Origin of the sequence: Allobosea sp. OK403, from assembly GCF_900113835.1 — a bacterium.
GTDB lineage: Bacteria > Pseudomonadota > Alphaproteobacteria > Rhizobiales > Beijerinckiaceae > Allobosea.
Map to the genome: position 1 here is coordinate 270441 of NZ_FOQV01000002.1, position 24882 is coordinate 295322.

Here is a 24882-nt window from a genome sequence, read left to right on the forward strand (position 1 = left end):
GCCGCTAACTGGCTAGCCTGCCGCGCCACCGGGATGGCGGCGCGGCAGGCCACGATCAGCTGACGGTGAAGGGGATGTTCTCGATGCTGTCCGGAAACTTATGCACCGGCACCTTCATCCACTTGTCGTAGACCTTCTGAAGCTCGCCATTGGCCTTGATCTTGTCGATGAAGACATTGATCGCGGCGTTGATCTCCTTCTCTCCCAACCGCGTGCAGGCGCCGTTGTAAAGGTTCTGGAATTCGAGCTTGTTCTCGAAGATGCCAGGCCGCGCCTGCTCGATCCGCTGGAGGTAGAAGATGTTGCCGCCCAGCGCCTGGACCTGGCCCGAGACCAGCGCCTGGATACTGGGCGCATCGCCGTCATAGCGGCGGATCGTGGTGTTGGCCGGAGCATTCTTGGTCACTTGCGTGTCCTGGGCCGCGCCCTTCGCCACGCCGATGGTGTAGCGGCCCATATCCGCATTGGTCTTGATGCTTTCCGCCTTCGGGCCGATCAGGACGATGGTGTTGGCGACATAAGGCTTGCTGAACTGCACGGCCTTGGCCCGCTCCGGCAGCATCGCCATCGTGGCGAAGAGCAGGTCGACGCGCCCGGTCGTCAGCGCCGGGATGCGGTTATTGACCTCCAGCGCCACGAACTCGACGGAAACGCCAAGCTCCTTGCCGAAGAGCTCGGCGATATCGGCATCCAGCCCCTCCTGCTTGCCGGCGCTGTTGACGAAGCCCCAGGGCGGGTTGTCGCCTTGAATCCCGACCACCAGCTTGCCCCGGCTCTTGATCTCGGCCGGGGTGATCGCCAGCGCCGGCCGCGTCGCAATTGCCGGCGCGGCAAGAAGCGCAGCGCCTCCCAGCAGAATGTCGCGTCGCAGAAATTTCGGTCTAGACATCGGTGTTCCCTCCCCAGGGTTACAGGTCGCACGGCACTTTGCGGCCGTGATCGGCTCTCGCTCCCGCTTGCCGCGGGTAGCTCAGGCATCAATCTTTCATCTGCAGAAATTAATTTCAACTGATGAACTGCAAAACATCAGATATAACGATCCAATATCGGCCGTTGCGTCCCGGCCGGCCTCCTTTCCAGCCTCGGTCTAAGCCGGAGTGCGGTAGGCCCAGGGTCGAGCCTGCGAATGCGAGCACTGTGAATGAACGATCTTTCCGCCCATATCCTGCGCGATGAGACCGACGCCGGAACAGCCGGCGAGCAAGCCTATGACCGGTTGCGCGCCGACATCGTCTTCGGGCGCCTGCAGCCCGGGCAGCGGCTCAAGCTGGAGCGGCTGCGGCTGGATTACGGCGTCGGCATCAGCACCTTGCGCGAAATTCTCAACCGCCTGGTGCCGGAAGGCCTGGTCGTCGCCGAGGGACAGCGCGGTTTCCAGGTCGCGCCCTGTTCGGCGGCTGACCTCAAGGAGATCGCCGCGCTGCGCCTCCTGCTCGAACGCCACGCGATGGAGCAATCCTTCCAGGCCGGCGACATGGAATGGGAAGGCCGCGTCGTCGCCGCCCATCACAAGCTCGCCCGGATGGAGGCCCAGTTGCTCGCCGGCGACCGCTCCAATGCCGAGCCCTGGAAACGTTATGACTGGGAGTTTCACCAGGCGCTGGTCTCGGCCTGCGGCTCGCGCGCGCTGCTGGCCCTGCATTCGGGCGTCTATGACCGTTATCTGCGCTATCAGATGGTTTTCGTCATCTTCCGCGGAGAAATCGCCGCCGACGAGCACCGGGCCTTGCTGGATGCAGCCTTGAAACGCCAAGCCGCCAGGGCGCAGGAGATCCTGTCCGCCCATATCTGGGGCTGCGTCGACTTCGCGCTCAGCCGGGGTCTGTCGAGCTGAGGCCAGCCGTTTGCTGGTTGACAGTCCCGTCGGCGCGGGATCTAAGCGGCGCATGACCAGCCCCGCCCTGCTCCGCACCCAGCAGTATTACGCGCTCTTTTCATAAGAGCGGGCGCATTTTCATGTTCAACCGCTGCGTTTGGCGGATGAACTAGAAGCAGTCACCCGGCATCGCGGCCCCCGAGAGGACCAGACGATGCCTACCCAGCGACATTCATTCTCCTCGATCGGCCTGATGGGCTTTGGCGCCTTCGGCCGGCTGATAGCGCGGCACCTCCAGCCGCATCTGCCACTTGTCGTCTTCGATCCGGCGCACGCGCCCGAGGCCGACGGCTCCGGCAAGGGCCTTGCTCCCGGCGACATCGTGCAGGTCGCCGCCTGCGACATCGTCATTCTCGCCGTCCCGGTCGACCGGCTGCCGGAAGCCATAGCGAGCCTGCGCCCGCATCTGCGCACCGGGGCGATCGTGCTCGATGTCGGCTCGGTGAAGATCGAGCCGGCACGCCTGCTGCTCGCCGAACTGCCCGACGATGTCGAGATCATCGGCACCCACCCGCTCTTCGGGCCGCAGAGCGCGCGCAACGGCATTGCAGGCCTGAAGATCGCGCTCAGCCCGATCCGCGGCGACAGCTTTCGCCGGATCGCGGCCTTCCTGCGCCATGTCCTGAAGCTCGACGTCATCCTGACCACGCCGGATGCGCATGACCGCGACATGGCAATGGTGCAGGGGCTGACCCATCTCGTGGCAAAGATCCTCGTCCGGATGGAGCCGATGCCGCGCCGCATGACGACGAAGAGCTTCGAGCTGTTGATGCAGGCGACCGAGATGGTGCGCCATGACGCGCCCGGCGTCTTCCTCGCGATCGAACGCGCCAACCCGCATGCGCGGGCCGTGCGCGAGCGCTTCTTCGGCTATGCTGAGGAGCTGACCGAGACCTTGGAGCGCGGGCATGACACGCCGCCTCCGGCAGCTAGAGAAATCGAAGCGGAAATTGCGTGATGGCGGCGGCACTCCCGACGATTGGCGGCATTCGAAACCGGACGCCACTCCCCAAGCCTGCGGTCGCCTTGGGATGGAAACGCAGATCAGCGATCGATATCTGGGCCTCGGGAGATCGCTCTTTCCTCCGCTCATGAATCATTGGACGATACGCACAAAGCCCATAGCCGAAGGTGATCCGGGTGATCCCCAGGACTGGCCCAGTTGGCACGAGCCAGACAGGGAGGAAGCGGCAAGCTGCAAAGCTGCTTGCCGCGATCCTCATGCTTTATCTTGCCGTCAGCTATCTCATTCTCCCAGCGATCTGGACCCGCATCGAGCGCGAGGCGGGGCTTTCGAAGCGGACAATGGTGACTGCGAACGCACAGGGTATTGCTGGCGATCCAATCAATATCGGCCTGATTGGAGAACGTGACGATGTCGTTCGGGCATTCAATGCTGCCGGCTGGTACCCCGCCGACCCGGTTACCCTGCGAACAAGCCTGGAGATCATCGGGAGCGTCTTGCTCAACAGGCCCTATAGAAACGCGCCGGTGAGCCCCCTCTTCTTCGAAGGCAGGCGCGAGGACTTCGCGTTTGAGAAGCCGGTAGGCATCAGCGCAAATCGCCGGGAGCATGTGCGGCTTTGGCAGGTGATTGCGAACGGAGCCGATGCCCGCCCTGTCTGGCTCGGCTCCGCAACATTTGACAGCGGGGTAACGCTCAGCCGCGACACCGGACAGGTTACGCACCGCATCGCGCCCAATGTCGATGAAGAGCGCAACAGGCTGATCGAGGGCCTGAACAGCGCCCGCATGGTGACCAGCATTGATCAGATGAACGGCCTTGGCCCAACACTGACCGGTCGAAATGGTGAAGGGGATCCCTATTATTCCGATGGCGAGATCTGGATAGCGCGCCTCGTCAGCGCGGGAAGCCAAGCGGACAAGCCCGCTGACATCACTGCTCCACCGCCACTGATACAGCTCAAGGACATTGCGTTTTCCTTGGGATCTCGTCTCTTCGGTGACTGACGGTGTTTTGGTTGAAATCTCCAAACCTTTGATGCCGCCGCATGCTTTTCCGGCCAGCCTCTCGGGATGAGGCCTTTGCTATCATCGAACAGTCTCTCACGCCGCTTTCGCCTCGATCTTCAAGAACCCTGCGAGCTTGCCGGCAGGCAGCTCCGCCTCCTTCGCAATCCGCAGCGCCAGTGCCAGCGCGGCTGGGCGCAGCTGGCCGAGTGGGCGGTCGAGCCAGTAGGAGACCGGATTCAGCGCGGTGCGAGGGTCGACCATCGCGACCCGGCCCATCTCGACCTGGGCATGCGCCAGAGGCGGGCGCGCGAGAGCCAGCCCAAGCCCGCAGGCGGCAGCGTCGAGCACGAGATTATAGTCCTCGAACCTTCGATCCTGCGGGCGTGGGCGATAATCCAGCCCATGGCTCGCGAACCAGGCACGCCAGCCCGCGGCATCCGAATCATGGATCAGCGGATATGCCAGCAGGCGTTCCGGCCGGCCCTGCCCGATCGCCCGAGCGAGCTCCGGCGAGGCGATCGGATAGCACCATTCCTCGAAGAGCTGCACCGAGATGCGACCGGGCGCGCCGCCGCGCCCGCAGCGAATGGCGAGGTCGATGCCCTCGTCATCGAGATCCACGCGACGGTGGTCGACCTGCAGCACGATGCGCAGGGCAGGATTGCCGCTTTCGAGCTGGTGCATGCGCGGCATCAGCCAGAGGCTGCAGACGGAAGGCGTCGCGCTGAAGCGCACCACGGCTGCGCCCCGCGCCTCGGTCCAGCGGTCCGAGGTATCGGCAATCAGCGAAAACGCCTCCTGCGTGCGCTGGAGCAGGCGCTGGCCCTCCGGCGTCAGCGCCACGCCGCGCGCCTGCCGCTCGAAGACGCGCAGGCCCAGCCAATGCTCGAGCTTCGCCACTTGCCGGCTGACCGCACCATGGGTCAGGTTCAGCGCCTCGGCCGCGGCTGAGAAGCTGCCGGTGCGCGCCGCCGTTTCGAAAGCACGCAATGTGTCGAGCGGCGGAAGGTTCGAGCTGTGATCCATTCTCACAGCTCACCCTCGAATTCATCGTTTGTCAATCAGCTGGGGCAGGTATCTATGGCGGGTCATGCTCTCTCCCCGATGAGGTTCGCCATGACCGCCGCCAGTGCCGCAGCGCCAATCCCCACCAAGTCCGCCTTCGACTCGACGACGCTGGGGCTGGCGATCTTCACCATCATCGCCTGGGCCTCGGCCTTCCCCGCGATCCGCGCCGCGCTCGGCGGCTTCGGCGCGCTCGAACTCGGCGCGGTGCGCTTCGCCATCGCCGCCGTGCCGGCCGCGCTGTTCCTTGCCGTCACCCGGCCAAAGCTGCCGGAATGGCGCGACGCCTGGCGCTTCGGCTTCGGCGGGCTCGTCTTCGTCGCGGGCTATACCGTGCTGCTCAATCTCGGCCAGCAGACGGTCTCGGCCGGTGCGGCAAGCTTCATCATCAACATCAACCCAATCATCACGGCAGCGCTCGCCATGCTGGTGCTGGGCGAGCGTTTCACCGGCAGCCAATGGCTCGGCAGCGCGATCTCGCTCGCCGGCGTCGGGGTGATCGCCTTCGGGCAGAACGGCGCGGCGCTCGACCTCGGCATCGGCGTGCTGCTGGTGCTCGGCGCGGCCTTGTGCAACTCGCTCACTACCATTGTACAGAAGCCTCTTTTTGCCCAGCACAAGCCGCTGACGGTCACGGCCTGGAACATGGTGGTCGGTGGCCTCCTGCTCTCGCCCTTCCTGCCGAGCGGCATCGCCCAGGCGCAGACAGCCGCGACCGCCAGCCTCTACGCCATGTTCTATCTCGCCATCGTGCCGAGCCTGATCACCTATGCGACCTGGACGACGCTGCTCTCGCGCCTGCCGGCGGGCCGCGCCTCGAACCTGCTCTATGCCGCCCCGCCGGTCTCGCTCCTGATCAGCTATCTCTGGCTCGGCGAGGTGCCGAGCCTCCTCGGCATCCTCGGCGGCACGATGGCGCTGGGCGGCGTCGTCATCGTCAATCTGAAGCGCTGACGCAGCACTTCCAACCCGGCGGCGGGGCTGCGATACTGGCCGGCCATGCCTGTGACGATCTTCCTCCTGCGCGCCGTCAATGTCGGTGGCGCCAGCACCATCAAGATGGAGGCCCTGCGCGCGCTCTGCCCGCCGCTGGGCCTTCGCCATGCCGCGACCCTGCTGCAGAGCGGCAATCTCGTCGCCTCCCATGACAGCGAAGCGCGCGAGACAATCGCCCTGAAGCTGGAAGAGGCGATCGCTGCCACGCATCCGATGCGCCCGCGCGTGATTGCCCGCAGCCAGGTAGAGCTGCAGGATATCCTGACGCATTCTCCGCTGCCGGCCGCCGAGCGCCAACCGAATTGGCTTCTGGTGATGCCGCTCGACGCGGTCCCAACTGATGGCGCAATCGACCGTCTGCGCGCCTGGCATAAGGGGCCCGAGGAGATCGGCCTGCGCGGGCGTGACCTCTATCTACACTACAGCGAGGGCATCGGCCGCTCGAAGCTGACCAATGCCGTGATCGAAAGGCATCTCGGCGTGCAGGGCACCGCCCGAAACTGGACGACGCTGACGAAGCTCGCGGCGCTGGCCCAGGAGGTCGCTGCCCATGGCTGAGATCGAAGACAACGTCGCGATCAGGCCGCTCGACGCCGCCGATGCACAAGCCTATCGGGCCTTGCGCCTCCAGGCGCTGCTTCAGGCGCCCGAGGCCTTTGGCGCGAGCTATGCCGAGGAAGCGGCGCGCCCGCTCGCAGCCTTCATTGAGCGCATCACGCCTGCTCCGCCGAGCCTGGTCTTCGGGGCCTTCGCAGATACGGAGCTGGTCGGCGTGGCGGGTTTCCTCACTGGGATCTCCGAGAAGAGCCGGCATCGCGGCACGCTCTGGGGCGTCTATCTCGCGCCAGCCTGGCGCGGACGCGGCGTCGCCCGTGCGCTGGTCGAGGCGGTGGTTCAACATGCGGCGCAGCATGTGCTGGTGCTGCAGGCGCGCGCTGTGACGACCAACAGCGTCGCGCTGCGGCTCTATGAACGCCTCGGCTTCAGGCCCTATGGCATCGAATCGAAGGCACTGCGCATCGACGGCGCGTTTTTCGACGAGGCGCTGCTGGCGCTGGATTTTTCGGAGGCCGAACGCGGCTGAGGAACGCGGCCATCACTTCGATCAGCGCGATCGACGCTCCAGCGCTTCGGCAAGCCAGATCACGGCCTTGCGCCCCGCGATCAGGGCCTCGTCCTTCGTCTTGTAGCGCAGGCCGGAATAGTGCTGCACTAGAGCAGGATGCGAAAAAGTGGGAACCGGTTTTTCGCAGCAATCCTGCTCTAACTCCTTGATGGGAGACGGATTCAGACTTCAGGTGGAGTCACTTTGTGACTCCACCTGAAGTCATCCGGCTCTAGCGTCCAGGCGCCGCCATCCTCAACGTCGCGCCGGAATTCCTCGAAGCCGAAGCTGCCGTCCGGCAGCGAGAAGCAATCGACGCAACGATCATGCTCGACGTTCTCGACACTGTCGAAGACGAGCCAGGATGGGTCGATGCGCCCAGACATCAGCTTCTTCAGAATCCCCGCGCTTCCAGCGCCTTCTCGGCATCCGTGATGTAGTCGCGCACCACCGGCACGGCGCTCTTATGCGGGCCGAGCAGGAGCTGGAAGACCATGTCGCCACCGATATCGAAGGAGATCTCGCAGGCCGAGAGGTAGAACTCCCACATCCGCGCGAAGCGCTCGCCCATCATCGCCACGACCTCCGGCCGATGCGCCATGAAGCGCTCGCGCCAGGCATGGAGCGTCCAGTGGTAGTGCCGCCGCCAGAACTCGCAATCCGACGACCACAGGCCAGTCTGCTCGACCGCGGCGAAGACCTCCGACATCGCCGGCGCGTAGCCGCCCGGGAAGATGTATTTGTCGAAGAACGGCCCGGTGAAGCCGGGCGGCCCGACGCGGCCGATGCAGTGCACCAGCGCGATGCCGTCCGGCGTCAGCAAGTCACGAATGGCCTCGAAATATTCGAGGTAATGCGCGACGCCGACATGCTCCATCATGCCGACCGAGACGACACGGTCGAAGCTGCCCTTGAGCTCGCGATAATCCTTGTTGATGAAGGTGACGGCGTCGCCGACGCCCGCTGCCTCGGCACGCTTCTGCGCGGCGGCCATCTGGTCGGGTGAGACGTTGAGCCCAGTCACTTTCGCGCCGCAGGCCTTGGCGAGGTAGATCGCGAGCTCGCCCCAGCCCGAGCCGATATCGAGCACGGTCATGCCCGGCTCGATCTTCAGCTTGGCCGCGAGATGGCGGAGCTTGGCCTTCTGCGCAGCTTCCAGCCCGACCTCGGGACTGTGCCAATACCCGCAGGAATAGGTCATCGTCTCGTCGAGCCAGAGCTTATAGAACTCGGTCGGGATATCGTAGTGGTGCTTGACCTTCTTGCCGGCGAGCCCGAGCGGATTGTGCATGCGGAAGCGCCGGATGCGGAAGCGGATATTGCGGACGACCTTCTGGATCGGGTGCTTGCGCAACTCCTTGCGCTGCATCCAGAAGAGGCTCAGCAGATCGTGGATCGACGAGCCGTCCTCGAAATCGATCCGGCCGTCCATATAGCCTTCGGCCAGCGCCATCTCCGGATTGAGGAAGATCTCGCGTTCGATCTTGTCGTCATGGAAGCGCACGGTGACGGCCGGCGCCGTCTTCATCTGGCCGGCGAACAGGATCTCGGCCGGCCCGGAGCCGAAGACATGGCGCTGGTTGTCAGGGGTGATCACGGTCAGCCGGCCGTGCCGGACGAAGCGCTTCAACAGCTTGGGTAGCAAAAACATCGTCGCCCTCGGATTCGCGCGAAGCTTAGAGCCGGCGCCGCGCTTGGCAAGCCGCACGCCCTCGCCGCCTCGCGGAGGTGCTGTCTCCAGCCCCGCGCAACCCCACTGGATCAGGTTCTCAGGTCGAAGCGCAACGGTAAGAAGGCGACGCGCATGGAAAAACGAAGCTCGAAGCGCTGGCGCTCGCCCTGCGCTCGGCGAAGCTGTTCGACACGTCGCAGCGTTTCCTCGTCGAGTGTCGCATCATGGACCTGTCGCCGAGCGGCGCCCGGCTGAAGCCGGAGAGCGACCGGCCGCTGCCGCTCGAGCTTTTCTATCACGACGACGACAAGGTCTTCGCGCCGGCTGCCCTCATCTGGATCAAGAAGCGCGAGATCGGCATCCGCTTCCTCGACGAGACCGCAGCCGAGGGAGATGCCGCAGCCCCCGAGCCCCTGGATGCGGAGTTGCGCAACGGCTCTCCATAGGCCGAGAGCCGGATGACGTCAGGTGAGCTCACAAAGTGATCCCATCTGACATCTGAATCCGTCTCTCATCTCAGAGTGAGAGCACGATCGATGCGAAAAACCGGTTTCCACTTTTCCGCGTCCTGCTCTAGTCGTGGCGGGACCGGCCGCAGGAGGCTGCCGGCAAGCGGTGAACGGCGAGACCATGTCCTGGCGCGATTTCTGGAACGGCGAGCATTCCATCTACGTTTCGCCGCGCCACAAGGCGCTGCATTACCGGCAGATCGCCAGGGATCTGGCCGGCCAGATCCCCGCGTCCGACGCCGTCGTGCTCGACCACGGCTGTGGCGAGGCCTTGAGCGCCGACCTTGTCGCCGCCGCTTGCGGCAAGCTCTATCTCTGCGAGGCGGCGCCGAACGTTCGCGAACGGCTGCGCGCGATGTTTGGACGCATCGCTCACGTCGCCGTGGTCTCGCCGGAGGAGGTCGAGGCCCTGCCGGAGGCAACGCTTGACCTCGTCGTGGCGAATTCGCTGATCCAGTATCTCAGCCGCGAGGAGCTCGCAGCCCTGCTGCGCACCTGGCTCGCCAAGCTCAGGCCGGGCGGCAAGCTCGTCATCGCCGATGTGATCCCGCCCGATGTCAGCCCGCTCACCGACGCCTCGCAACTCCTGGCTTTCGCCTGGCGCGGCGGCTTCCTGGCGGCAGCGCTGGCCGGACTCGTGCGCACCGCCTTTTCCGACTACCGCAAGCTCAGGGCGCAATACGGGCTCTCGACCTATGCGGAAGCTGACATCGTCGGGCTTATCCGGGCCGCCGGCTACGATGCCGTGCAGCGGCAGCCTAATTTCGGCCACAACCCGGATCGGATGACCTTTGCGGGGACGAAACCGGCGTGATGATGGCCGATGGCCCTTCATGGCAGCGGCCCGGCTGGGCCGGGTTTTGCTCTACCGCACGGCGCATTAAACCGGCATGGTCGCCGTCGGCACGCTTGTAAGGACATATCCCATGCATATCGGCTTGATCGGGGGCATCGGCGTTGCGGCGACGGTGGTCTATTACCAGCGCTTGACGGCTGCTGCCGCAGAGCGCGGCGTAGCAAAGCTTGAGCTTACGATCGTCCACGGCGAGATTCAGGAACTGATCCGCAATAATCTCGCCGACCGCAGGGCCGAGCAGGCACAGGCGTTCCTTCCGCTCGTCACACGCTTGAAGGATGCCGGTTGCGATTGCGTCGCTCTGTCATCGCTCGGTGCACATTTCTGTCTGGATGAGCTGGCGGCCCTGTCGCCCTTGCCGATCGTCTCCGCCGTCGCTCCGCTCGACGCCTATTTCGTTGAACAGGGCATCAAGCGGATCGGCCTTCTCGGAACGCGGGTCGTCATGCGCACGCGCCTTTACGGCCAGCTCGCTCGCACGGACGCGATCGCATTGGACGACGAGATAGAGCTTCTCGGTCAAACCTACCAGGACGTCGCGGTCGCCGGCACATGCTCAGCCGCGCAGCGCGAGCTGTTCCTCGACGCAGGCAGGCGCATGACCGCGGCCGGAGCTGACGCGATCGTTCTCGCAGGAACCGATCTCAATCTGGCTTTCGATGGGCAGAACCCAGGGTATACGGTCATCGACGCGCTGAATATCCATGTCGCGCTGCTCGCGGATTTGGCTTCGGGGCGTAAGTCCTTGAGCGATATTCCATCATAGCGCCAAGGGCATTCGCGCTTCCGAATATGCCCAGCCGTGACGGACTTGCCAGCCGTGACGGACTTGGCGGCTCGTAGGCCGAGATGGGTCGAAGCACCTTTCGGGCCTTACTCCGCCCGGTCGGCGAAGCTGAAGAACTTGTGGCCGAGGAAGGAGAACACCATCACGATCCCCGTGGTGACGAATTGCATCAGCAGATAGGGCAAGCCCAGCTTGCCGACGAAGAGATGCATCAGCACGCCGGTGAGGACGAAGCCTCCGGCTGCGATCAATGCGAAACGCCAGGTCGCCTGGGCGTGGCTGTGGGTCGCGTCAAAGGTCAGCCAGCGATTCAGCGTGTAGGACACCACTGCCCCCAGAGTGAAACCGGCCAGCGTCGCCGGCACCGGATCGACATGGCCGAGTTCGACGAGGCCGATCAATAGCGCGTAATGCACCACGGCCGTGATGCCGCCGGCGAAGACATAGGCCAGGAGTTGGCGGGACTGGCGCGGGTACTGCTTGAAAGGCGGGTACTGCTTGAAAGACATGCCGGGCCTTTAAAGCATCGGCTCGAAAAGTGGGATGCGGTTTTCGAAAAATGCCGATGCCTCATCGAGGAGCAACCGCATCGGGCCGGATGGTATATCTCATCCGATGCGGTCGCCCGGCATGCCGAAGGCGAGTTTACGAGCCCGCCAAGTGTTTGGCCTCACATTCTCAGGCCCGGACCTCGAAGACCATGTTGAACGGCGTCTCGGTTGCGCGGCGGAAGCGGGTGAAGCCAGCGTCGAGCGCAACCCTCCGCAGCCGCATCTCGCCGGCCTGGGCGCCGAGCCCGAGGCCGACCTCCTGCGACAGCGAAGCCGGTGTGCAGATCATCGTCGATGCCCCGTAGAAGATCCGCCCGACCGGATTGAGGTTGTCCTTGAGCTGGTCATGCGCGAAGGGCTCGACGATCATCCAGGTGCCATCATCGGCAAGCGTTTCCTTGACGTGACGGCCAGCCCCAGCCGGGTCGCCCATGTCGTGCAGGCAATCGAACATCGCGACGAGATCGTAGCCCCGCGCCGGATAGGTCTTGGCCGAGGCCTGCTCGAAGACGACCCGATCCTCGACCCCCGCCTTGGTCGCAGCCTCCCGTGCCCGGTCGATCGACGGCCCGTGGTAATCGAAGCCGAAGAAATACGAATTCGGATAGGCCTGCGCCATCAGCACGGTCGAAGCGCCATGGCCGCAGCCGACATCGGCGACGCGGGCACCCTTTTCGAGCTTGGCCTTGACCCCGTCGAGCGCCGGGATCCAGCTGTTGTTGAGGTTGCTGTTGTAGCCGGGCCGGAAAAAGCGCTCCGTGCCGCGGAACAGGCATGTGCTGTGCTCGTGCCAGCCCACGCCGGCGCCGGTCCGAAAGGCATCGGCGATTTTTGGCTCGTCGAGCCACATCGCCCGAACGATCTCGAAGGCGCCAGCGAAGAAGGCGGGGCTGCCCTCCTCCGCAAACGCCATCGCCTGTTCGGCGGAGAGGCTGAAGCTGTCGGTGTCGGCGTCGTAGTCGATATATTCGGCAGCCGCCTGCGCCGAGAGCCACTCCCGGACATAGCGCTCCTTGAAGCCGGTCTTGGCAGCGAGGCCCTCGGCGGTCATCGGCTTGCCGTCCGCCATCGCCTTATAGAGGCCGAGCTGGTCGCCGAGGACGACGAGCGCGCCGGTTACCGACGCGCCGACATCACCAACCAGACGTCCGACAAGCGCATCGAGTTTCTGAGGGTCGGCTTCACGCATGGCCATGCTCCTCTGGATAGGGCGCAGCCGGGTCTGACGCGAACCGGCTCGACGCCATCGCGGAAGCTGCGACGCTATACCCCCCACGGACCGAGTCAATGAACCGGAATGGGTACCGGAAAGCGCAGCGCTCCGGCGGAGCCCGGACCGAATCCGCTCAGCAAACCGTCAGCGGGCCCGACAGGCGCGGGAGGTTGGGGTCGCGCCGCGCCGTCTCCAGCACGCTGTCGAGCAGGCCCGGGAAGCGGCGGTCGAGATCCTCGCGCCTGATCGAAAGATAGCGCGAGGTGCCTTCAACGCGAAAACGCGTGATGCCGGCCTCGCGCAGCTTGGCGAAGTGATAGGACAAGAGCGACGGCGAGGCGAATTCGGTGAAGCTGTTGCAACGCGCCTTGTCGACCTCGGGCACGTCGGCGAGCGCGACCAGGATGCCGAGCCTGATCGGATCGGCCAGCGCCGCGAAGACGTCGGCGGCGGCGATATCGTCGATATCGGGATGGGACACCGGTTTCATGACCTTGCCGAGATAGGAGATCGCGACGCTCCTGACAATATTCAACATTCATTGAAGTTACCCTTGCGATCTCGCATCTGCGAACGTAAGTTCAATGATCATTGAATTTCCGGGAAACCGGATATGGAAGGACTGTCCGATGGACGCACGTCTTCTCTGGCTCGCCGGTGGCGCTTTCGCCATCGGCACCGGCACCCTGATCATCACTGGGATCCTGCCCAATCTCGCCACCGGCTTCGGCGTCTCGGTCGATACCGCCGGCCTGCTGCTCACCGCTTTCGCGATCGCTTATGCAATCGGCTCCCCGGTGCTCTCGACCGTTTTCGGCAATGTCGAGCGCAAGCACGTCCTGGCCGGATCGCTGGCCGTCTTCACCCTCGCCAATCTCGGCGCGACCCTGGCCGCTGATTTCTCGCATCTGATGGCGGCGCGCGTCGTGATGGCACTCGCCGCCGGCGTCTACATGCCCGCAGCTAACGCCGTAGCCGTTGCGCTGGTCTCTCCAGAGCGGCGGGCGCGAGCGATCGCGCTCGTGACCGGCGGCATGACGGTCGCGCTGATTCTCGGCGTGCCGCTCGGTACGGCGGCTGCCGCTGCCGGCGGCTGGCACCTCGCCTTCCTGCTCGTCGGCCTCTTCGGCGCGCTGGCGCTCGTCGGGATCCTGTGGAGGCTGCCTGTCGGCCTGCCGCGCGGCGCCAACACCATGGCAGAGCGGCTCGCCGTGGCGCGCCGCGGCGACATCCTGCTGGCGCTGGCGACGACGATGCTATGGACCACCGGCGCCTTCACGCTTTACGGCTACATCGCGCCCTTCCTCGCCAACCATGCCGGCATCACTGGCCCCTGGCTCGGCGCAGTGCTGGTCGTCTCAGGCATCGGCTCGGCGCTCGGCAACCAGCTTGGCGGCATCGCCAGCGACCGCTACGGGCCGGAACGCACGCTCATCGTCGTTCTCACCGTGCTGGCGGCCACGCTCGTCGCCGCCTCGCTGGTGGCGGTGACGCTGCCTCCCTCCGTCGCCATCTTCGTCATCCCCGCGATCCTGCTGGTCTGGAGCGCTGCGGGCTGGGCCGGGCACCCCTCGCAGATGTCCAGGCTCGCCGCGATGGCGCCCGATACGGCCGTGATCGCGCTCTCGCTCAATGCCTCCGCGCTCTATGTCGGGATCGCAGCGGGTTCGACGCTCGGCCAGCTGACATTGCACCATCTCGGCACCTGGCCGCTAGGCTTCGTCGGGGCTGTCTGCGAGGTCGCAGCACTCGCCGTGCTCTGGTTCGCATTGCGCCGCAAGCGCACCGTCGGACGCAACGACAGCGACATCACCGAGATCGTCATCGCCGCGCCTCCTGTGCGCTAGCCGCTGGGGGAAGCGGTTTCCGCTTCCCCCAGCGGCTCCTCACCTCTATAGCGAGCGCCTAGCATTCATTCAGGCGCTCGCTTGGTCTCCGCTCGCTCGATCGGACCGGGGCAGCGCGCGCCCGCGAACATTTGGCCAGAGACCATGCCCAAGCGCACAGACATCAAGACAATCCTGATCATCGGCGCCGGCCCCATCATTATCGGCCAGGCCTGCGAGTTCGACTATTCCGGCACCCAGGCCTGCAAGACGCTCAAGGCCGAGGGCTACCGCATCGTCCTGGTCAATTCGAATCCGGCCACGATCATGACCGATCCGGACCTGGCGGACGCGACCTATGTCGAGCCGATCACGCCCGAGGTCGTCGCCAAGATCATCGAGAAGGAGCGGCACGTCCTGCCCGGCGGCTTTGCCCTACTGCCGACCATGGGCGGCCAGACCGCGCTGAACTGCGCGCTCTCGCTCAACAAGAAGTCGCTGACGGATGCCTCGGGTCGCTCGATCAGCGTGCTGGAGAAATTCGACGTCGAGATGATCGGCGCCACCGCCGAAGCCATCGACAAGGCCGAGGACCGCGAGCTCTTCCGCGACGCGATGACCAAGATCGGCCTCGACACGCCGCGCTCGCACCAGATCAAGACGATCGGTCAGGCGCTGGATGCCCTCGACGACATCGGCCTTCCCGCGATCATCCGCCCGTCCTTCACCATGGGCGGCACTGGCGGCGGCATCGCCTACAACAAGAGCGAGTTCATCGACATCGTCGAGCGCGGCATCGATGCCTCGCCGACCAGCGAGGTCCTGATCGAGGAGAGCGTGCTCGGCTGGAAAGAGTACGAGATGGAGGTCGTCCGCGATAAGAAGGACAACTGCATCATCGTCTGCTCGATCGAGAACATCGACCCGATGGGCGTCCATACCGGCGATTCGATCACGGTCGCCCCGGCGCTGACGCTGACTGACAAGGAATATCAGATCATGCGCGACGCCTCGCTGGCGGTGCTGCGCGAGATCGGCGTCGAGACCGGCGGGAGCAATGTTCAGTTCGCCGTCGACCCGGCAACAGGGCGCATGATCGTCATCGAGATGAACCCGCGCGTCTCGCGCTCCTCGGCGCTTGCCTCCAAGGCGACCGGCTTCCCGATCGCCAAGGTCGCGGCGCGCCTGGCGGTGGGCTACACGCTCGACGAGATCGAGAACGACATCACCGGCGGCGCGACGCCCGCCTCCTTCGAGCCGACGATCGACTATGTCGTCACCAAGATTCCGCGCTTCGCCTTCGAGAAATTCCCCGGCGCCGAGCCGACGCTGACCACCGCGATGAAATCGGTCGGCGAGGCGATGGCGATCGGCCGGACCTTCCAGGAATCGCTCCAGAAGGCGCTGCGCTCGCTGGAGACCGGTCTCGACGGCCTCGACGAGATCGAGGTCGACGGCATGGGCCATGGCGACGACAAGAACGCGATCAAGGCCGCGCTCTCGACGCCGACGCCCGACCGCATCCTGCATGTCGCCCAGGCCATGCGCTTCGGTTTCACCGACGAGCAGATCCATGAGAGCTGCAAGATCGACCCCTGGTTCCTCGCCCAGATGCGCGAGATCGTCGACATCGAGGAGAAGGTGCGCGCCCACGGCTTGCCGCAGACGCCCGGCGCCTTCCGCGAGGTCAAGGCGATGGGCTTCTCCGACAAGCGCCTCGCCGCGGTCGCCGGAAAGACCGAGGCCGAGGTCAAGGCGCTGCGCCGCTCGCTCGACGTCAGGCCCGTCTACAAGCGCATCGATACCTGCGCCGCCGAATTCGCCTCCCCCACGGCCTATATGTACTCGACCTATGCCATGCCCTTCGCCGGCAAGGCCGATGACGAGGCGCGTCCCTCCGACCGCAAGAAGGTCGTCATCCTCGGCGGCGGCCCCAACCGCATCGGCCAGGGCATCGAGTTCGACTATTGCTGCTGCCATGCCTGCTACGCGCTGCGCGACGCCGGCTACGAGACCATCATGGTCAACTGCAATCCCGAGACCGTCTCGACCGATTACGACACCTCGGACCGACTTTATTTCGAGCCGCTGACTGCCGAGGACGTGCTCGAGATCCTCGACACGGAGAAGCAGAACGGCACGCTGCACGGCGTCATCGTCCAGTTCGGCGGGCAGACCCCGCTGAAGCTGGCGAACGCGCTGGAAGAGGCCGGCATCCCGATCCTGGGCACCTCGCCCGACATGATCGACCTCGCCGAGGATCGTGACCGCTTCAAGCGCCTGCTCGACAAGCTGCACCTCAAGCAGCCCAAGAACGGCATCGCCTATTCGGTCGAACAGGCCCGCATGATCGTCGCCGAGCTCGGCCTGCCCTTCGTCGTGCGCCCGTCCTATGTGCTCGGCGGCCGCGCCATGGCGATCATCCATGACGAGACCCAGTTCGAGAACTACCTGCTCGGCACGCTGCCCAGCCTGATCCCCTCCGAGGTCAAGGCGAAATACCCCAATGACAAGACCGGGCAGATCAACACCGTGCTCGGCAAGAACCCACTGCTGTTCGACCGCTATCTGTCGGATGCCATCGAGGTCGATGTCGATTGCCTCAGCGACGGCAAGGAGGCGTTTATCGCCGGCATCATGGAGCATATCGAGGAGGCCGGCATTCATTCCGGCGATTCGGCCTGCTCTTTGCCACCGCGCTCGCTTTCGCCCGAAATCATCGCCGAGCTGGAGCGCCAGACCAAGGCGATGGCATTGGCGCTCGATGTCGGCGGGCTGATGAACGTGCAGTACGCCATCCAGAACGGCGTCATCTACGTGCTCGAAGTGAACCCCCGCGCCTCTCGCACCGTGCCCTTCGTCGCCAAGGTCATCGGCATTCCCGTCGCCAAGATCGCGGCCCGCATCATGGCCGGCGAGAGCCTGGCGAGCTTCGCGCTGAAGGCGGAGAAGCTCGACCATGTCGGCGTCAAGGAGGCAGTCTTCCCCTTCGCGCGCTTCCCGGGCGTCGACGTGCTGCTCGGGCCGGAAATGCGCTCGACCGGCGAGGTCATCGGGCTCGACCGCTCCTTCGACATCGCCTTCGCCAAGAGCCAGCTCGGCGCTGGCTCCAAGGTGCCGGTCAAGGGCACGGTCTTCGTCTCCGTGCGCGACGAGGACAAGCCGCGCATCGTGCCCAGCGTGCGTATCCTCGCCGATCTCGGCTTCCGCATCCTCGCGACGGGCGGCACGCTGCGCCTGCTGCAGGAGGAAGGCATCGCCGCCAACAAGATCAACAAGGTGCTGGAAGGCCGCCCGCATGTGGTCGACGCCATCAAGAACGGCGAAATCCAGCTCGTTTTCAACACCACCGACGGCCCGCAGGCGCTGGCGGATTCGCGCTCTCTTCGCCGAACGGCCCTCTTGCACAAGGTGCCCTATTATACCACCTTGGCCGGAGCGATCGCAGCGGCGGAAGGCATCAAGGCCTATTGCAGCGGCGATCTCGAGGTTAGATCGCTGCAATCCTATTTCGTGCGCGCAGCCTGAGGGCGGCGCGCGGGATATAGAGTTCGGCACCTTAAAAAACGATCGAATGCCACGGACGCAGGCCGCGAAACAGGCGGCCGGCGGCTTCTGGCTTTCGCAATTCGGGATGAGACTATGGAAAAGGTTCCCATGACCGCAGGCGGCTTCGCTGCCCTTGAGGCGGAGTTGAAGGATCGCCAGCAGGTGCAACGTCAGCGCATCATCCAGGCGATCTCGGAGGCCCGCGCCCATGGCGATCTCTCGGAGAACGCCGAGTATCACGCGGCCAAGGAATCGCAGGCTCTCAATGAAGGCCGCGTCCAGGAGCTCGAATCGCTGATCGGCCGCGCCGACATCATCGACGTCGCCAAGCTCGCCGGCGGCGACACGATCAAATTCGGCGCGACCGTGCAGTTGATCGACGACGACACCGAGGAAAAGAAGGTCTACCAGATCGTCGGTGAGCCGGAATCGGACGTGAAGTCCGGCAAGGTCTCGATCGGCTCGCCGATCGCGCGCGCGCTGATCGGCAAGAAGGTCGGCGATTCCGTGCAGGTCAACACGCCCGGCGGCGGCAAGTCCTACGAAGTCGTCAGCATCCTGTATCGCTGACGGATACCGCACGATTGTCCGGCTCGGTTTTTCGGGCCGGACAAGCCTCGCGAGCCATGACCTCGCAAGCCATGACGCGGAAACGACGAAACCGCCTCTCGGAAAACCGGGAATGCCCCCAATAGCAGCAGCGCCGCGCCTTGTCCGGCGCGCCGGAGCAGGCGATAGTGCCGGCGCTGCCGCGAGGGGTCTCCATGGCGTCCTATCGTTTTTCCGTGAACGGCGCCGCGCGCACGGTGGACAGCAGCGACCCTGACCAGCCGCTGCTCTATGTCCTGCGCAACGCGCTGGGACTGACCGGCACCAAATTCGGCTGCGGGCTCGGTCAATGCGGCGCCTGCACCGTGATCATCGATGGCGATGCGGTGCGCTCCTGCATCACACCCATCTCGGCGATCGCCGGCCGGAGCGTCACCACGCTCGAGGGGCTCGGCACGCCCGACACGCCCCATCCCGTGCAGGCAGCCTTCATCGCCGAGCAGGCAGCTCAATGCGGCTACTGCACCAACGGCATGGTGATGACCAGCGCGGCGCTGCTCGCGCGCCAGCCCGATGCCACGCTCAACGACGCCAAGCTGGCCCTGGCAGGCAATCTCTGCCGCTGCGGCACGCATCACCGCATCCTGCGCGCGGTCATGCGCGCCGCCGGGAGGACGCCATGACCGCCCTTCTCTCGCGCCGGAGCGTGCTCAAGGCCGGCGGCGCCATGGTGATCGGGCTCGGCCCCGCGGGCCGCGCTCTTGCTCAGCTCGCACCTGAAGCGGAGGCTGCGCTCGGCAAGACCCTCGACCTGAACGAAGTGGACGGCTTCATCGCCATCCATGCCGACGGCTCGGTCACGCTGTTCTGCGGCAAGGTCGATCTCGGCACCGGTCTGCGCATCGCCATCCCCCAGATGGCGGCCGAGGAACTCGGCATCGGTCTCGACCGCATCGCCATGGTCGAAGGGGACAGCGCACTGACCCCCAATCAGGGCTCGACCGCCGGCTCCACCGGCATCGTGCGCGGCGGCGTGCAGATCCGCCAGGCGGCGGCGACGGCACGCGAAGCGCTCATCCGCATGGGCGCAGAGCGTCTCGGCCGGCCAGCGGCGGAGCTCGATGCCACGGACGGGCAGATCAGGCCCAAGGCGGGTGGGCCCGGCATCGGCTTTGGCACGCTCGTCGGCGATCGACGCTTCAACCTGAAGCTCGACGCCAAGGCACCCTTGCGGACACCCGCCAGCTACAAGATCGTCGGACAGCCAATCGCGCGCCCCGACGTCCCGGCCAAGGTGACCGGGCGACATGTCTACGTCCATGATTTCAAGCTGCCCGGCATGCTCCATGCGCGCGTGATTCGCACGGCTTCGGTCGGGGCAAAGCTACTCGAGGTGGACGAAGCCTCGATCCGCGACATCCCCGGTGCGCGGATCGTTCGCATCAATGATTTCCTCGCCGTGGTGGCTGGGGATGAATGGGATGCGGTGCGCGCAATGCGGGCGCTCAAGGTGCGCTGGACGGAAAGCACCACGCTCATCGGCCATGAGCGCGTTCAGGACTGGATGCGCGCCGGCCCCTTCATGGCCGATGAGGTGCTCTCCAAGAAGGGCGATGCCGGCGCGAGTCTCGCCGCCTCGGGCCAAAAGCTTTCCGGCACGTATTACTGGCCGTTGCAGACGCATGGCTCGATGGGCCCCTCCTGCTCCGTCGCGGATGTGCGCGACGGCAAGGCGACGATCTGGAGCGCCTCGCAGGGGACGCATCGCCTCCAGCAGATCTGCGCCCGGATCCTCGATCTGCAGCCAGCCAATGTGCGGGTCGTCTATCTCGACGGTGCCGGCTGCTACGGCATGAATGGGCATGACGACGCCTCCGTCGATGCCGCTATGATCTCCAAGGCGATCGGCCAGCCTGTGCGCTTGCAATGGATGCGCGAGGACGAGCATGGCTGGGATCCGAAAGGCCCGCCGCAGCTCCTGTCGCTCGAAGGCGGGTTGGACTCCGATGGTCGGATCGCCGCCTGGCGCACCGAAATGTGGCTGCCGCGGGCGACAGCCAACCTGCCGAACCCGCCCCTGCTCGGGCCAGAGGCCGCCAATATCCCGCAGATGCAAGGCCTCTCGACAGGGCTGATCACCCAGAACGCCGAGCCGCCCTATGCCGTGCCGAATGTCCAGGTGCTGGTGCATTGGCTGAAGGATTCGCCGCTGCGCCCCAGCAATATCCGGGCGCCCGGCAAGGTCGCCAACAGCTTCGCCGTCGAAAGCTTCATCGACGATCTGGCGACGGCCGCACGGCGAGATCCGGTTGCGTTCCGCCTCGACGGGCTCTCCGATCCAAGGGGGATCGAGGTGCTGACGCGCATGGCCGCGCTGATGGGCTGGCAGGCCCGGCCTTCGCCTCAGGGGGGCGGGCTTGGACGCGGCATCGCCTATGTCCACTACAAGTTCAACGAGACCTATGTCGCGATTGGCATGGAGGCGCAGGTTGATCGCGCCACGGGCGCCATCCGGGTTCAGCGCGTGGCCTGCGCCCATGATTGCGGACTGGTCATCAATCCCGATGCGCTCAGACAGCAAATCGAGGGCAACATCCTGCAGACGCTGAGCCGGACCCTGTTCGAGGAGGTGACGTTCGACCGGGGGCACGTGACCAGCGTCGACTGGATGAGTTATCCGATCCTGACCATGCCCGATGTGCCCGAACTCCTGATCGATGTCATCGATCGGCCAAACGAGCCGCCCTTGGGCGCCGGCGAGGCCGCCTGTGCGCCAGTGCCGGCGGCGCTGGCCAACGCCATTTTCGATGCGGTCGGGGCGCGGCTGCGTACCGTCCCCTTCACACCCGAGCGCGTCAAGGCCGCCATCGCGCGCGGTTTCGCCTAGAGGCTGTTATGAACCATGGGGTCGATCTGAACTTGTACGCGCGCTCCGCGTTCATGTCCGGGGCGCGCCAATGTTTCCGCGAAAAGTGACGCAGACACTATCCGGGGATGGGAATCGTCGGATCGGCGCGCTATCCTCCCGCCCAGTAGCTGGAGACAGGCTCATGACCACCCGCCGCACCATCCTTGCCGCCTCTTTGGCGGCGCCTGCCTTGGTTCTGGCGTCCCTGCGCCACGCCGAGGCCCAGGCACAGGTTCCGTCGATCGGCGCGATTCATGTCGATGTCTCCAGGTTGGCGGCGCAGGGCTGGGGCTCCAACGCGCTCGCAATCAAGATCGGGCTGGAGCAGGAGCTCACGGCAGCGCTCGGATCGACCTTGCGACGCGGCGCCGGCCCGACCCTGAACGTCGCCGTACGCGGCGTCTTCCTGAACAGCTATGCCGGCGGCGGCGGTGGCGGCGGACATGTTGGCAGCGGCGCGAGCCAAAGCTCCGATTCCTTCGACAGCGAGGCCACGCTGGTCGGGCGCGGAAACCGGATCATCGCGACCTATCCGGTGCTCACCACCGTGCCGGCGAGCGCGGCCGGCCCCTGGTATCTGCCCGATATCGACCAGCGCCGCCTGACCGGGCTGATCCAGACCAACGCCGCCTGGATCAAGCGCTACGTCTCCGGCTGAGCCCGATCACGACCGCGCTACCGCCATGGCGAGGCGCCTGCGCCTGATCTAGAGTCTCCGCAGCCGGCATCGCTGTCGCGTCGCGACGGGAATGTCGGGATGACAGGAGCAGATCATGCTGAACCGTCGCGCCCTTCTCTCCGCCGCCCTTGCCACACCAGTTATCCTGGCCACGACCGGGCGCTCCGCCCTTGCCGCCGGCGCCGTCCAGGTCGATGTCTCGCGCCTCACCACGCAAGGGCTCGGCCCCAATGCAGCGCGCATCAAGTTCACGATGGAGCGTGAGCTCGCGGGCGCGCTCGGCCCCAGCCTGCAAGGCCGCGGCGCTTCCCTCGTCGTCAGGGTGCTGGGCATCAGCATGCCGAGCTATTCCGGCGGAGCGACCGGCTTTGGCGGGGCGGGAGCCGATGACGGCATGGAATCGGAAGCGACGGTAATCGGGTCCGACGGCCGCGTCATCGCGACCTATCCGGTACTGTCCTCCTCCTCGGCCGGCATGGCGGGGAACTGGTACACGCCCGGCATCGACACGGCGCGCATCGACAGCATGGTGCGCACCAATGCGGGCTGGATCAGGCGCTATGTCGGCGGCTAGAGCAGTTTCCGATCCGATTGGATCGTTCAACAGCTCTAGCTCTTTGTTTTAACGCGTTTTCTCCGCGCAAACGCTTCGCGTTTGTCGCGGGGGAACCGGTGTCCACTTCGCTCGAAAACGCTCTAATCGAGAGGCCGCCTGATCTGGAAGGCGGTCTTGCCGCGCACGAAGCCGCAGGATTCATAGAACGCCAGGACGGCGGGGTCTGAGCGTCCGGTTATCAGCATGACCTTGTAGCAGCCGGCCGCCCAGGCCTGAGCGAAAGCCGCCTGGATCACGCGCTTGCCCAGGCCATGCCCGCGCATCTCTGCCAGTGTCACCACGTTCTCGATCATGGCGAAGGGGCTCTGATTACGCGTCAGATTGGGCACGATCACGAGGACGCAAGTCGAGACGGCGCGCCCATCGACTTCGGCGACATGGACAGTGACCATCTCGTTGGCAAGAATCGCAGCCCAAGTCTCCGCGGCATCCTCCGGCCGTGGCAGCTCGTCATCGGTGCTGAGTTCGGCATAGAGCGCCAGAAGCGCCGGAAGATCGTCGGGAACGGCCTTGCGAAGGATGCCCCGCATCGCCGCCTCAGCCGAAAGGCACGATCGGCTCGTCCTTGACCCGGTCGAAGGCGAGCGCGGTACGGACATTGCGAACATTGGGCAGCGCCGTCAGGTCGCCGACGAAATCCTGGAAGGCCTTGAGGTCGGGCGCGACGCATTTCAGCATGAAATCAATGTCGCCCGAGAGCTTCCAGCATTCGCGCACCGCATCCCAGGCCCGGATGCGAGCCTGGAAGGCTTCGAGGTCGGGCTCCGCCTGGCTGGCGAGATGCACGAAGGCGAAACACACCACATCGAGCCCGAGCTTGCGCTCGTCGAGGAGGGCGCGATAGCCGGTGATCAGCCCGGCCTCCTCCAGCGCGCGGACGCGGCGCAGGCAAGGCGGCGGCGAGATCCCGACGCGGCTCGCCAGCTCGACATTGGTCATGCGCCCATCGGCCTGGAGCTCGCGCAGGATGCGCAGGTCGATGTCGTCGAGTTTTGAACGCACGAAAGGCCCCGAAAGAAGGTCGCGCTGGTGTAGACGCAGCATAGACGCGATACAAGGCATCGACCGTGCCAGCCCAATCGACCATGTCAGCCGAGAGCCGGATCAATGCGAAAAACCGGTTCCCACTTTTTCGCATCCTGCTCAAGGAGTGTGCCCGCCTTGCCTGCCCACCCGCTCCCGACGATCTGGGTCCTGACCGACGGCAAGGCCGGCGACGAGGTGCAATGCCTCGGCGTGGCCGAGCGTCTCGGCGTCGTACCCGAGATCAGGCGCGTCGCGCCGCGCGCGCCTTTTGTCTGGTTGATGCCGCGCGGGCCGATTGACCCCCGCGAAGGGCCGGAGCGGGAAGGCAGCCCGATTCGCCCCCCCTTCCCCGACATCGTCATCGCCTCGGGCCGGCGTGCGGTCGCCTATCTGCGCGCGGTCAAGAAGGCCTCGAACGGCCACAGCTTCACCGCCATCCTGAAGGACCCCCGCACAGGGACCGGCGCAGCAGACTTCATCTGGGTCGCCGAGCACGACCGCCTGCGCGGACGGAACGTGCTCGTCACCACGACCTCGCCGCACCGGCTCGCGCCGGAGCAACTGGCGCAAGCCCGCGCGCATCCGCCCGCCGCGATCGCGGCCCTGCCCTCGCCACGTGCAGCGGTCATCGTCGGCGGCGACAGCCGGCACCATCGCTTCCAGCCAGAGGACACCGCGCGCTTCGCCGGCCTGCTCGACCTGCTCGCGACATCAGGCGTGGCGCTGATGGGTTCGCGCTCGCGGCGCACATCGGCGGCGCTCGACGCGGCGGTCGCGGAGATCTTCGCCCGCCATAAGGGCTGGTGGTGGGACGGCACGGGCGAGAACCCTTACGTCGCGCTGCTCGCCAATGCCGACGTGATCGTCACGACGGCCGATTCGACCAACATGATCGGCGAGGCGACCGCGACCGGGGTGCCTATCCTGGTCTTCGAACCACATGGCGGCCACGGCAAGCTGGCGAAATTCCTGGAGGCGCTGAAGCGGCAAGGCGCTGTGCATCACTTCGAGGGGCATCTTGCTGGCGCGCGCTATGAACCGCTAGACTCGACGGCCGAGATTGCAGAGGCGGTCCGCCAGGGCTGGCTCAGGCATAGGGCGGAACTCGGGCTTGCCGAACCTTGA

The 24882-nt window shown here is 65.5% G+C and carries 26 protein-coding genes; 17 read left to right on the top strand and 9 right to left on the bottom strand.

What is annotated here, in order from left to right; genetic code table 11:
• Positions 1 to 55: 55 nt before the first annotated feature.
• Positions 56 to 889, bottom strand: a complete 834-nt coding sequence (locus tag BMZ97_RS07125) for a transporter substrate-binding domain-containing protein (RefSeq protein ID WP_092167085.1) — start codon at positions 887 to 889, stop codon at positions 56 to 58.
• A 252-nt stretch (positions 890 to 1141) separates the two neighbouring features.
• On the opposite strand from BMZ97_RS07125, the gene BMZ97_RS07130 reads away from it, so the two are divergent.
• The 3 genes from BMZ97_RS07130 (at position 1142) to BMZ97_RS07140 (ending at position 3847) form a co-directional block, all read left to right on the top strand.
• The gene (locus BMZ97_RS07130; RefSeq protein ID WP_092167087.1) at positions 1142 to 1834 is read left to right on the top strand and encodes a GntR family transcriptional regulator; all 693 of its coding nucleotides are present in this window, start codon (positions 1142 to 1144) and stop codon (positions 1832 to 1834) included.
• A gap of 196 nt (positions 1835 to 2030) precedes the next feature.
• Positions 2031 to 2834, top strand: a complete 804-nt coding sequence (locus tag BMZ97_RS07135; protein ID WP_092167089.1) for a prephenate dehydrogenase — start codon at positions 2031 to 2033, stop codon at positions 2832 to 2834.
• Between the two features lie 263 nt (positions 2835 to 3097).
• Positions 3098 to 3847, top strand: a complete 750-nt coding sequence (locus BMZ97_RS07140) for an LssY C-terminal domain-containing protein (RefSeq protein WP_092168684.1) — start codon at positions 3098 to 3100, stop codon at positions 3845 to 3847.
• Between the two features lie 96 nt (positions 3848 to 3943).
• On the opposite strand, the gene BMZ97_RS07145 is transcribed toward BMZ97_RS07140, so the two are convergent.
• On the bottom strand, positions 3944 to 4876 hold the full coding sequence (locus BMZ97_RS07145; RefSeq protein WP_092167090.1) for a LysR family transcriptional regulator: 933 nt from the start codon (positions 4874 to 4876) through the stop codon (positions 3944 to 3946).
• A 90-nt stretch (positions 4877 to 4966) separates the two neighbouring features.
• Here BMZ97_RS07145 and BMZ97_RS07150 point away from each other — a divergent pair, with 90 nt between their 5' ends.
• The 3 genes from BMZ97_RS07150 to BMZ97_RS07160 are packed head-to-tail and all read left to right on the top strand — an operon-like array spanning position 4967 to position 6995.
• Positions 4967 to 5869, top strand: a complete 903-nt coding sequence (locus BMZ97_RS07150) for a DMT family transporter (protein ID WP_092167092.1) — start codon at positions 4967 to 4969, stop codon at positions 5867 to 5869.
• A gap of 45 nt (positions 5870 to 5914) precedes the next feature.
• The gene (locus BMZ97_RS07155; RefSeq protein ID WP_092167094.1) at positions 5915 to 6469 is read left to right on the top strand and encodes a DUF1697 domain-containing protein; all 555 of its coding nucleotides are present in this window, start codon (positions 5915 to 5917) and stop codon (positions 6467 to 6469) included.
• Positions 6462 to 6995, top strand: a complete 534-nt coding sequence (locus BMZ97_RS07160) for a GNAT family N-acetyltransferase (RefSeq protein WP_092167095.1) — start codon at positions 6462 to 6464, stop codon at positions 6993 to 6995. The genes BMZ97_RS07155 and BMZ97_RS07160 overlap by 8 nt, the downstream gene beginning before the upstream one ends.
• A 203-nt stretch (positions 6996 to 7198) precedes the next feature.
• Here BMZ97_RS07160 and BMZ97_RS07165 read toward each other — a convergent pair whose 3' ends face one another.
• Positions 7199 to 7402 carry a hypothetical protein gene (locus BMZ97_RS07165; protein ID WP_092167097.1) on the bottom strand — a complete coding sequence of 68 codons (204 nt, stop codon included), beginning with the start codon at positions 7400 to 7402 and terminating at the stop codon, positions 7199 to 7201.
• Between the two features lie 8 nt (positions 7403 to 7410).
• Complete coding sequence (locus BMZ97_RS07170) at positions 7411 to 8667, bottom strand: SAM-dependent methyltransferase (protein WP_092168687.1); 1257 nt, start codon at positions 8665 to 8667, stop codon at positions 7411 to 7413.
• 203 nt (positions 8668 to 8870) lie between these two features.
• Here BMZ97_RS07170 and BMZ97_RS07175 point away from each other — a divergent pair, with 203 nt between their 5' ends.
• The 3 genes from BMZ97_RS07175 to BMZ97_RS07185 all read left to right on the top strand — a co-directional run bounded on the left by BMZ97_RS07175 (position 8871) and on the right by BMZ97_RS07185 (position 10819).
• Complete coding sequence (locus BMZ97_RS07175; protein WP_280141734.1) at positions 8871 to 9134, top strand: PilZ domain-containing protein; 264 nt, start codon at positions 8871 to 8873, stop codon at positions 9132 to 9134.
• Positions 9135 to 9303: 169 nt separating this feature from the next.
• A complete protein-coding gene (locus BMZ97_RS07180; RefSeq protein WP_244546289.1) occupies positions 9304 to 10011 on the top strand; it encodes a class I SAM-dependent methyltransferase in 708 nt (235 codons plus the stop codon).
• 112 nt (positions 10012 to 10123) lie between these two features.
• Positions 10124 to 10819 (top strand): aspartate/glutamate racemase family protein, encoded by a 696-nt coding sequence (locus tag BMZ97_RS07185; protein WP_092167101.1) that lies wholly within the window; start codon positions 10124 to 10126, stop codon positions 10817 to 10819.
• A 107-nt stretch (positions 10820 to 10926) separates the two neighbouring features.
• Here the strand turns inward: BMZ97_RS07185 and BMZ97_RS07190 are convergent, their stop codons facing one another.
• The 3 genes from BMZ97_RS07190 to BMZ97_RS07200 all read right to left on the bottom strand — a co-directional run bounded on the left by BMZ97_RS07190 (position 10927) and on the right by BMZ97_RS07200 (position 13142).
• Positions 10927 to 11349 carry a GtrA family protein gene (locus BMZ97_RS07190; RefSeq protein ID WP_092167102.1) on the bottom strand — a complete coding sequence of 141 codons (423 nt, stop codon included), beginning with the start codon at positions 11347 to 11349 and terminating at the stop codon, positions 10927 to 10929.
• A 169-nt stretch (positions 11350 to 11518) separates the two neighbouring features.
• Positions 11519 to 12580 carry a class I SAM-dependent methyltransferase gene (locus tag BMZ97_RS07195; RefSeq protein WP_092167104.1) on the bottom strand — a complete coding sequence of 354 codons (1062 nt, stop codon included), beginning with the start codon at positions 12578 to 12580 and terminating at the stop codon, positions 11519 to 11521.
• 157 nt (positions 12581 to 12737) lie between these two features.
• Positions 12738 to 13142, bottom strand: coding sequence for an ArsR/SmtB family transcription factor (locus BMZ97_RS07200; RefSeq protein WP_244546290.1), 405 nt, complete (start codon positions 13140 to 13142; stop codon positions 12738 to 12740).
• A 91-nt stretch (positions 13143 to 13233) separates the two neighbouring features.
• On the opposite strand from BMZ97_RS07200, the gene BMZ97_RS07205 reads away from it, so the two are divergent.
• The 7 genes from BMZ97_RS07205 (at position 13234) to BMZ97_RS07235 (ending at position 22689) form a co-directional block, all read left to right on the top strand.
• A complete protein-coding gene (locus BMZ97_RS07205; protein WP_175525462.1) occupies positions 13234 to 14451 on the top strand; it encodes an MFS transporter in 1218 nt (405 codons plus the stop codon).
• A gap of 144 nt (positions 14452 to 14595) precedes the next feature.
• Positions 14596 to 17958: a carbamoyl-phosphate synthase large subunit gene (gene carB / locus BMZ97_RS07210; RefSeq protein WP_092167107.1), complete on the top strand. Its 3363-nt coding sequence runs from the start codon at positions 14596 to 14598 to the stop codon at positions 17956 to 17958.
• A 114-nt stretch (positions 17959 to 18072) separates the two neighbouring features.
• Entirely contained in the window at positions 18073 to 18549 is a 477-nt protein-coding gene (gene greA, locus BMZ97_RS07215) for a transcription elongation factor GreA (RefSeq protein ID WP_092167109.1), read from the top strand.
• A gap of 194 nt (positions 18550 to 18743) precedes the next feature.
• Positions 18744 to 19211, top strand: coding sequence for a (2Fe-2S)-binding protein (locus BMZ97_RS07220; RefSeq protein ID WP_092167111.1), 468 nt, complete (start codon positions 18744 to 18746; stop codon positions 19209 to 19211).
• Positions 19208 to 21415 (top strand): xanthine dehydrogenase family protein molybdopterin-binding subunit, encoded by a 2208-nt coding sequence (locus BMZ97_RS07225; protein ID WP_092167113.1) that lies wholly within the window; start codon positions 19208 to 19210, stop codon positions 21413 to 21415. The genes BMZ97_RS07220 and BMZ97_RS07225 overlap by 4 nt, the downstream gene beginning before the upstream one ends.
• A 163-nt stretch (positions 21416 to 21578) precedes the next feature.
• Positions 21579 to 22094, top strand: a complete 516-nt coding sequence (locus BMZ97_RS07230) for a hypothetical protein (protein ID WP_092167114.1) — start codon at positions 21579 to 21581, stop codon at positions 22092 to 22094.
• Positions 22095 to 22209: 115 nt separating this feature from the next.
• Positions 22210 to 22689: a hypothetical protein gene (locus BMZ97_RS07235; protein WP_092167116.1), complete on the top strand. Its 480-nt coding sequence runs from the start codon at positions 22210 to 22212 to the stop codon at positions 22687 to 22689.
• 122 nt (positions 22690 to 22811) lie between these two features.
• On the opposite strand, the gene BMZ97_RS07240 is transcribed toward BMZ97_RS07235, so the two are convergent.
• Both BMZ97_RS07240 and BMZ97_RS07245 read right to left on the bottom strand, forming a co-directional pair.
• Entirely contained in the window at positions 22812 to 23261 is a 450-nt protein-coding gene (locus BMZ97_RS07240; RefSeq protein ID WP_092167118.1) for a GNAT family N-acetyltransferase, read from the bottom strand.
• 7 nt (positions 23262 to 23268) lie between these two features.
• Positions 23269 to 23733 carry an Lrp/AsnC family transcriptional regulator gene (locus BMZ97_RS07245; RefSeq protein WP_092168696.1) on the bottom strand — a complete coding sequence of 155 codons (465 nt, stop codon included), beginning with the start codon at positions 23731 to 23733 and terminating at the stop codon, positions 23269 to 23271.
• A gap of 150 nt (positions 23734 to 23883) precedes the next feature.
• Between BMZ97_RS07245 and BMZ97_RS07250 the strand changes: the two genes are divergently transcribed.
• Positions 23884 to 24882 (top strand): mitochondrial fission ELM1 family protein, encoded by a 999-nt coding sequence (locus BMZ97_RS07250; protein WP_348272098.1) that lies wholly within the window; start codon positions 23884 to 23886, stop codon positions 24880 to 24882.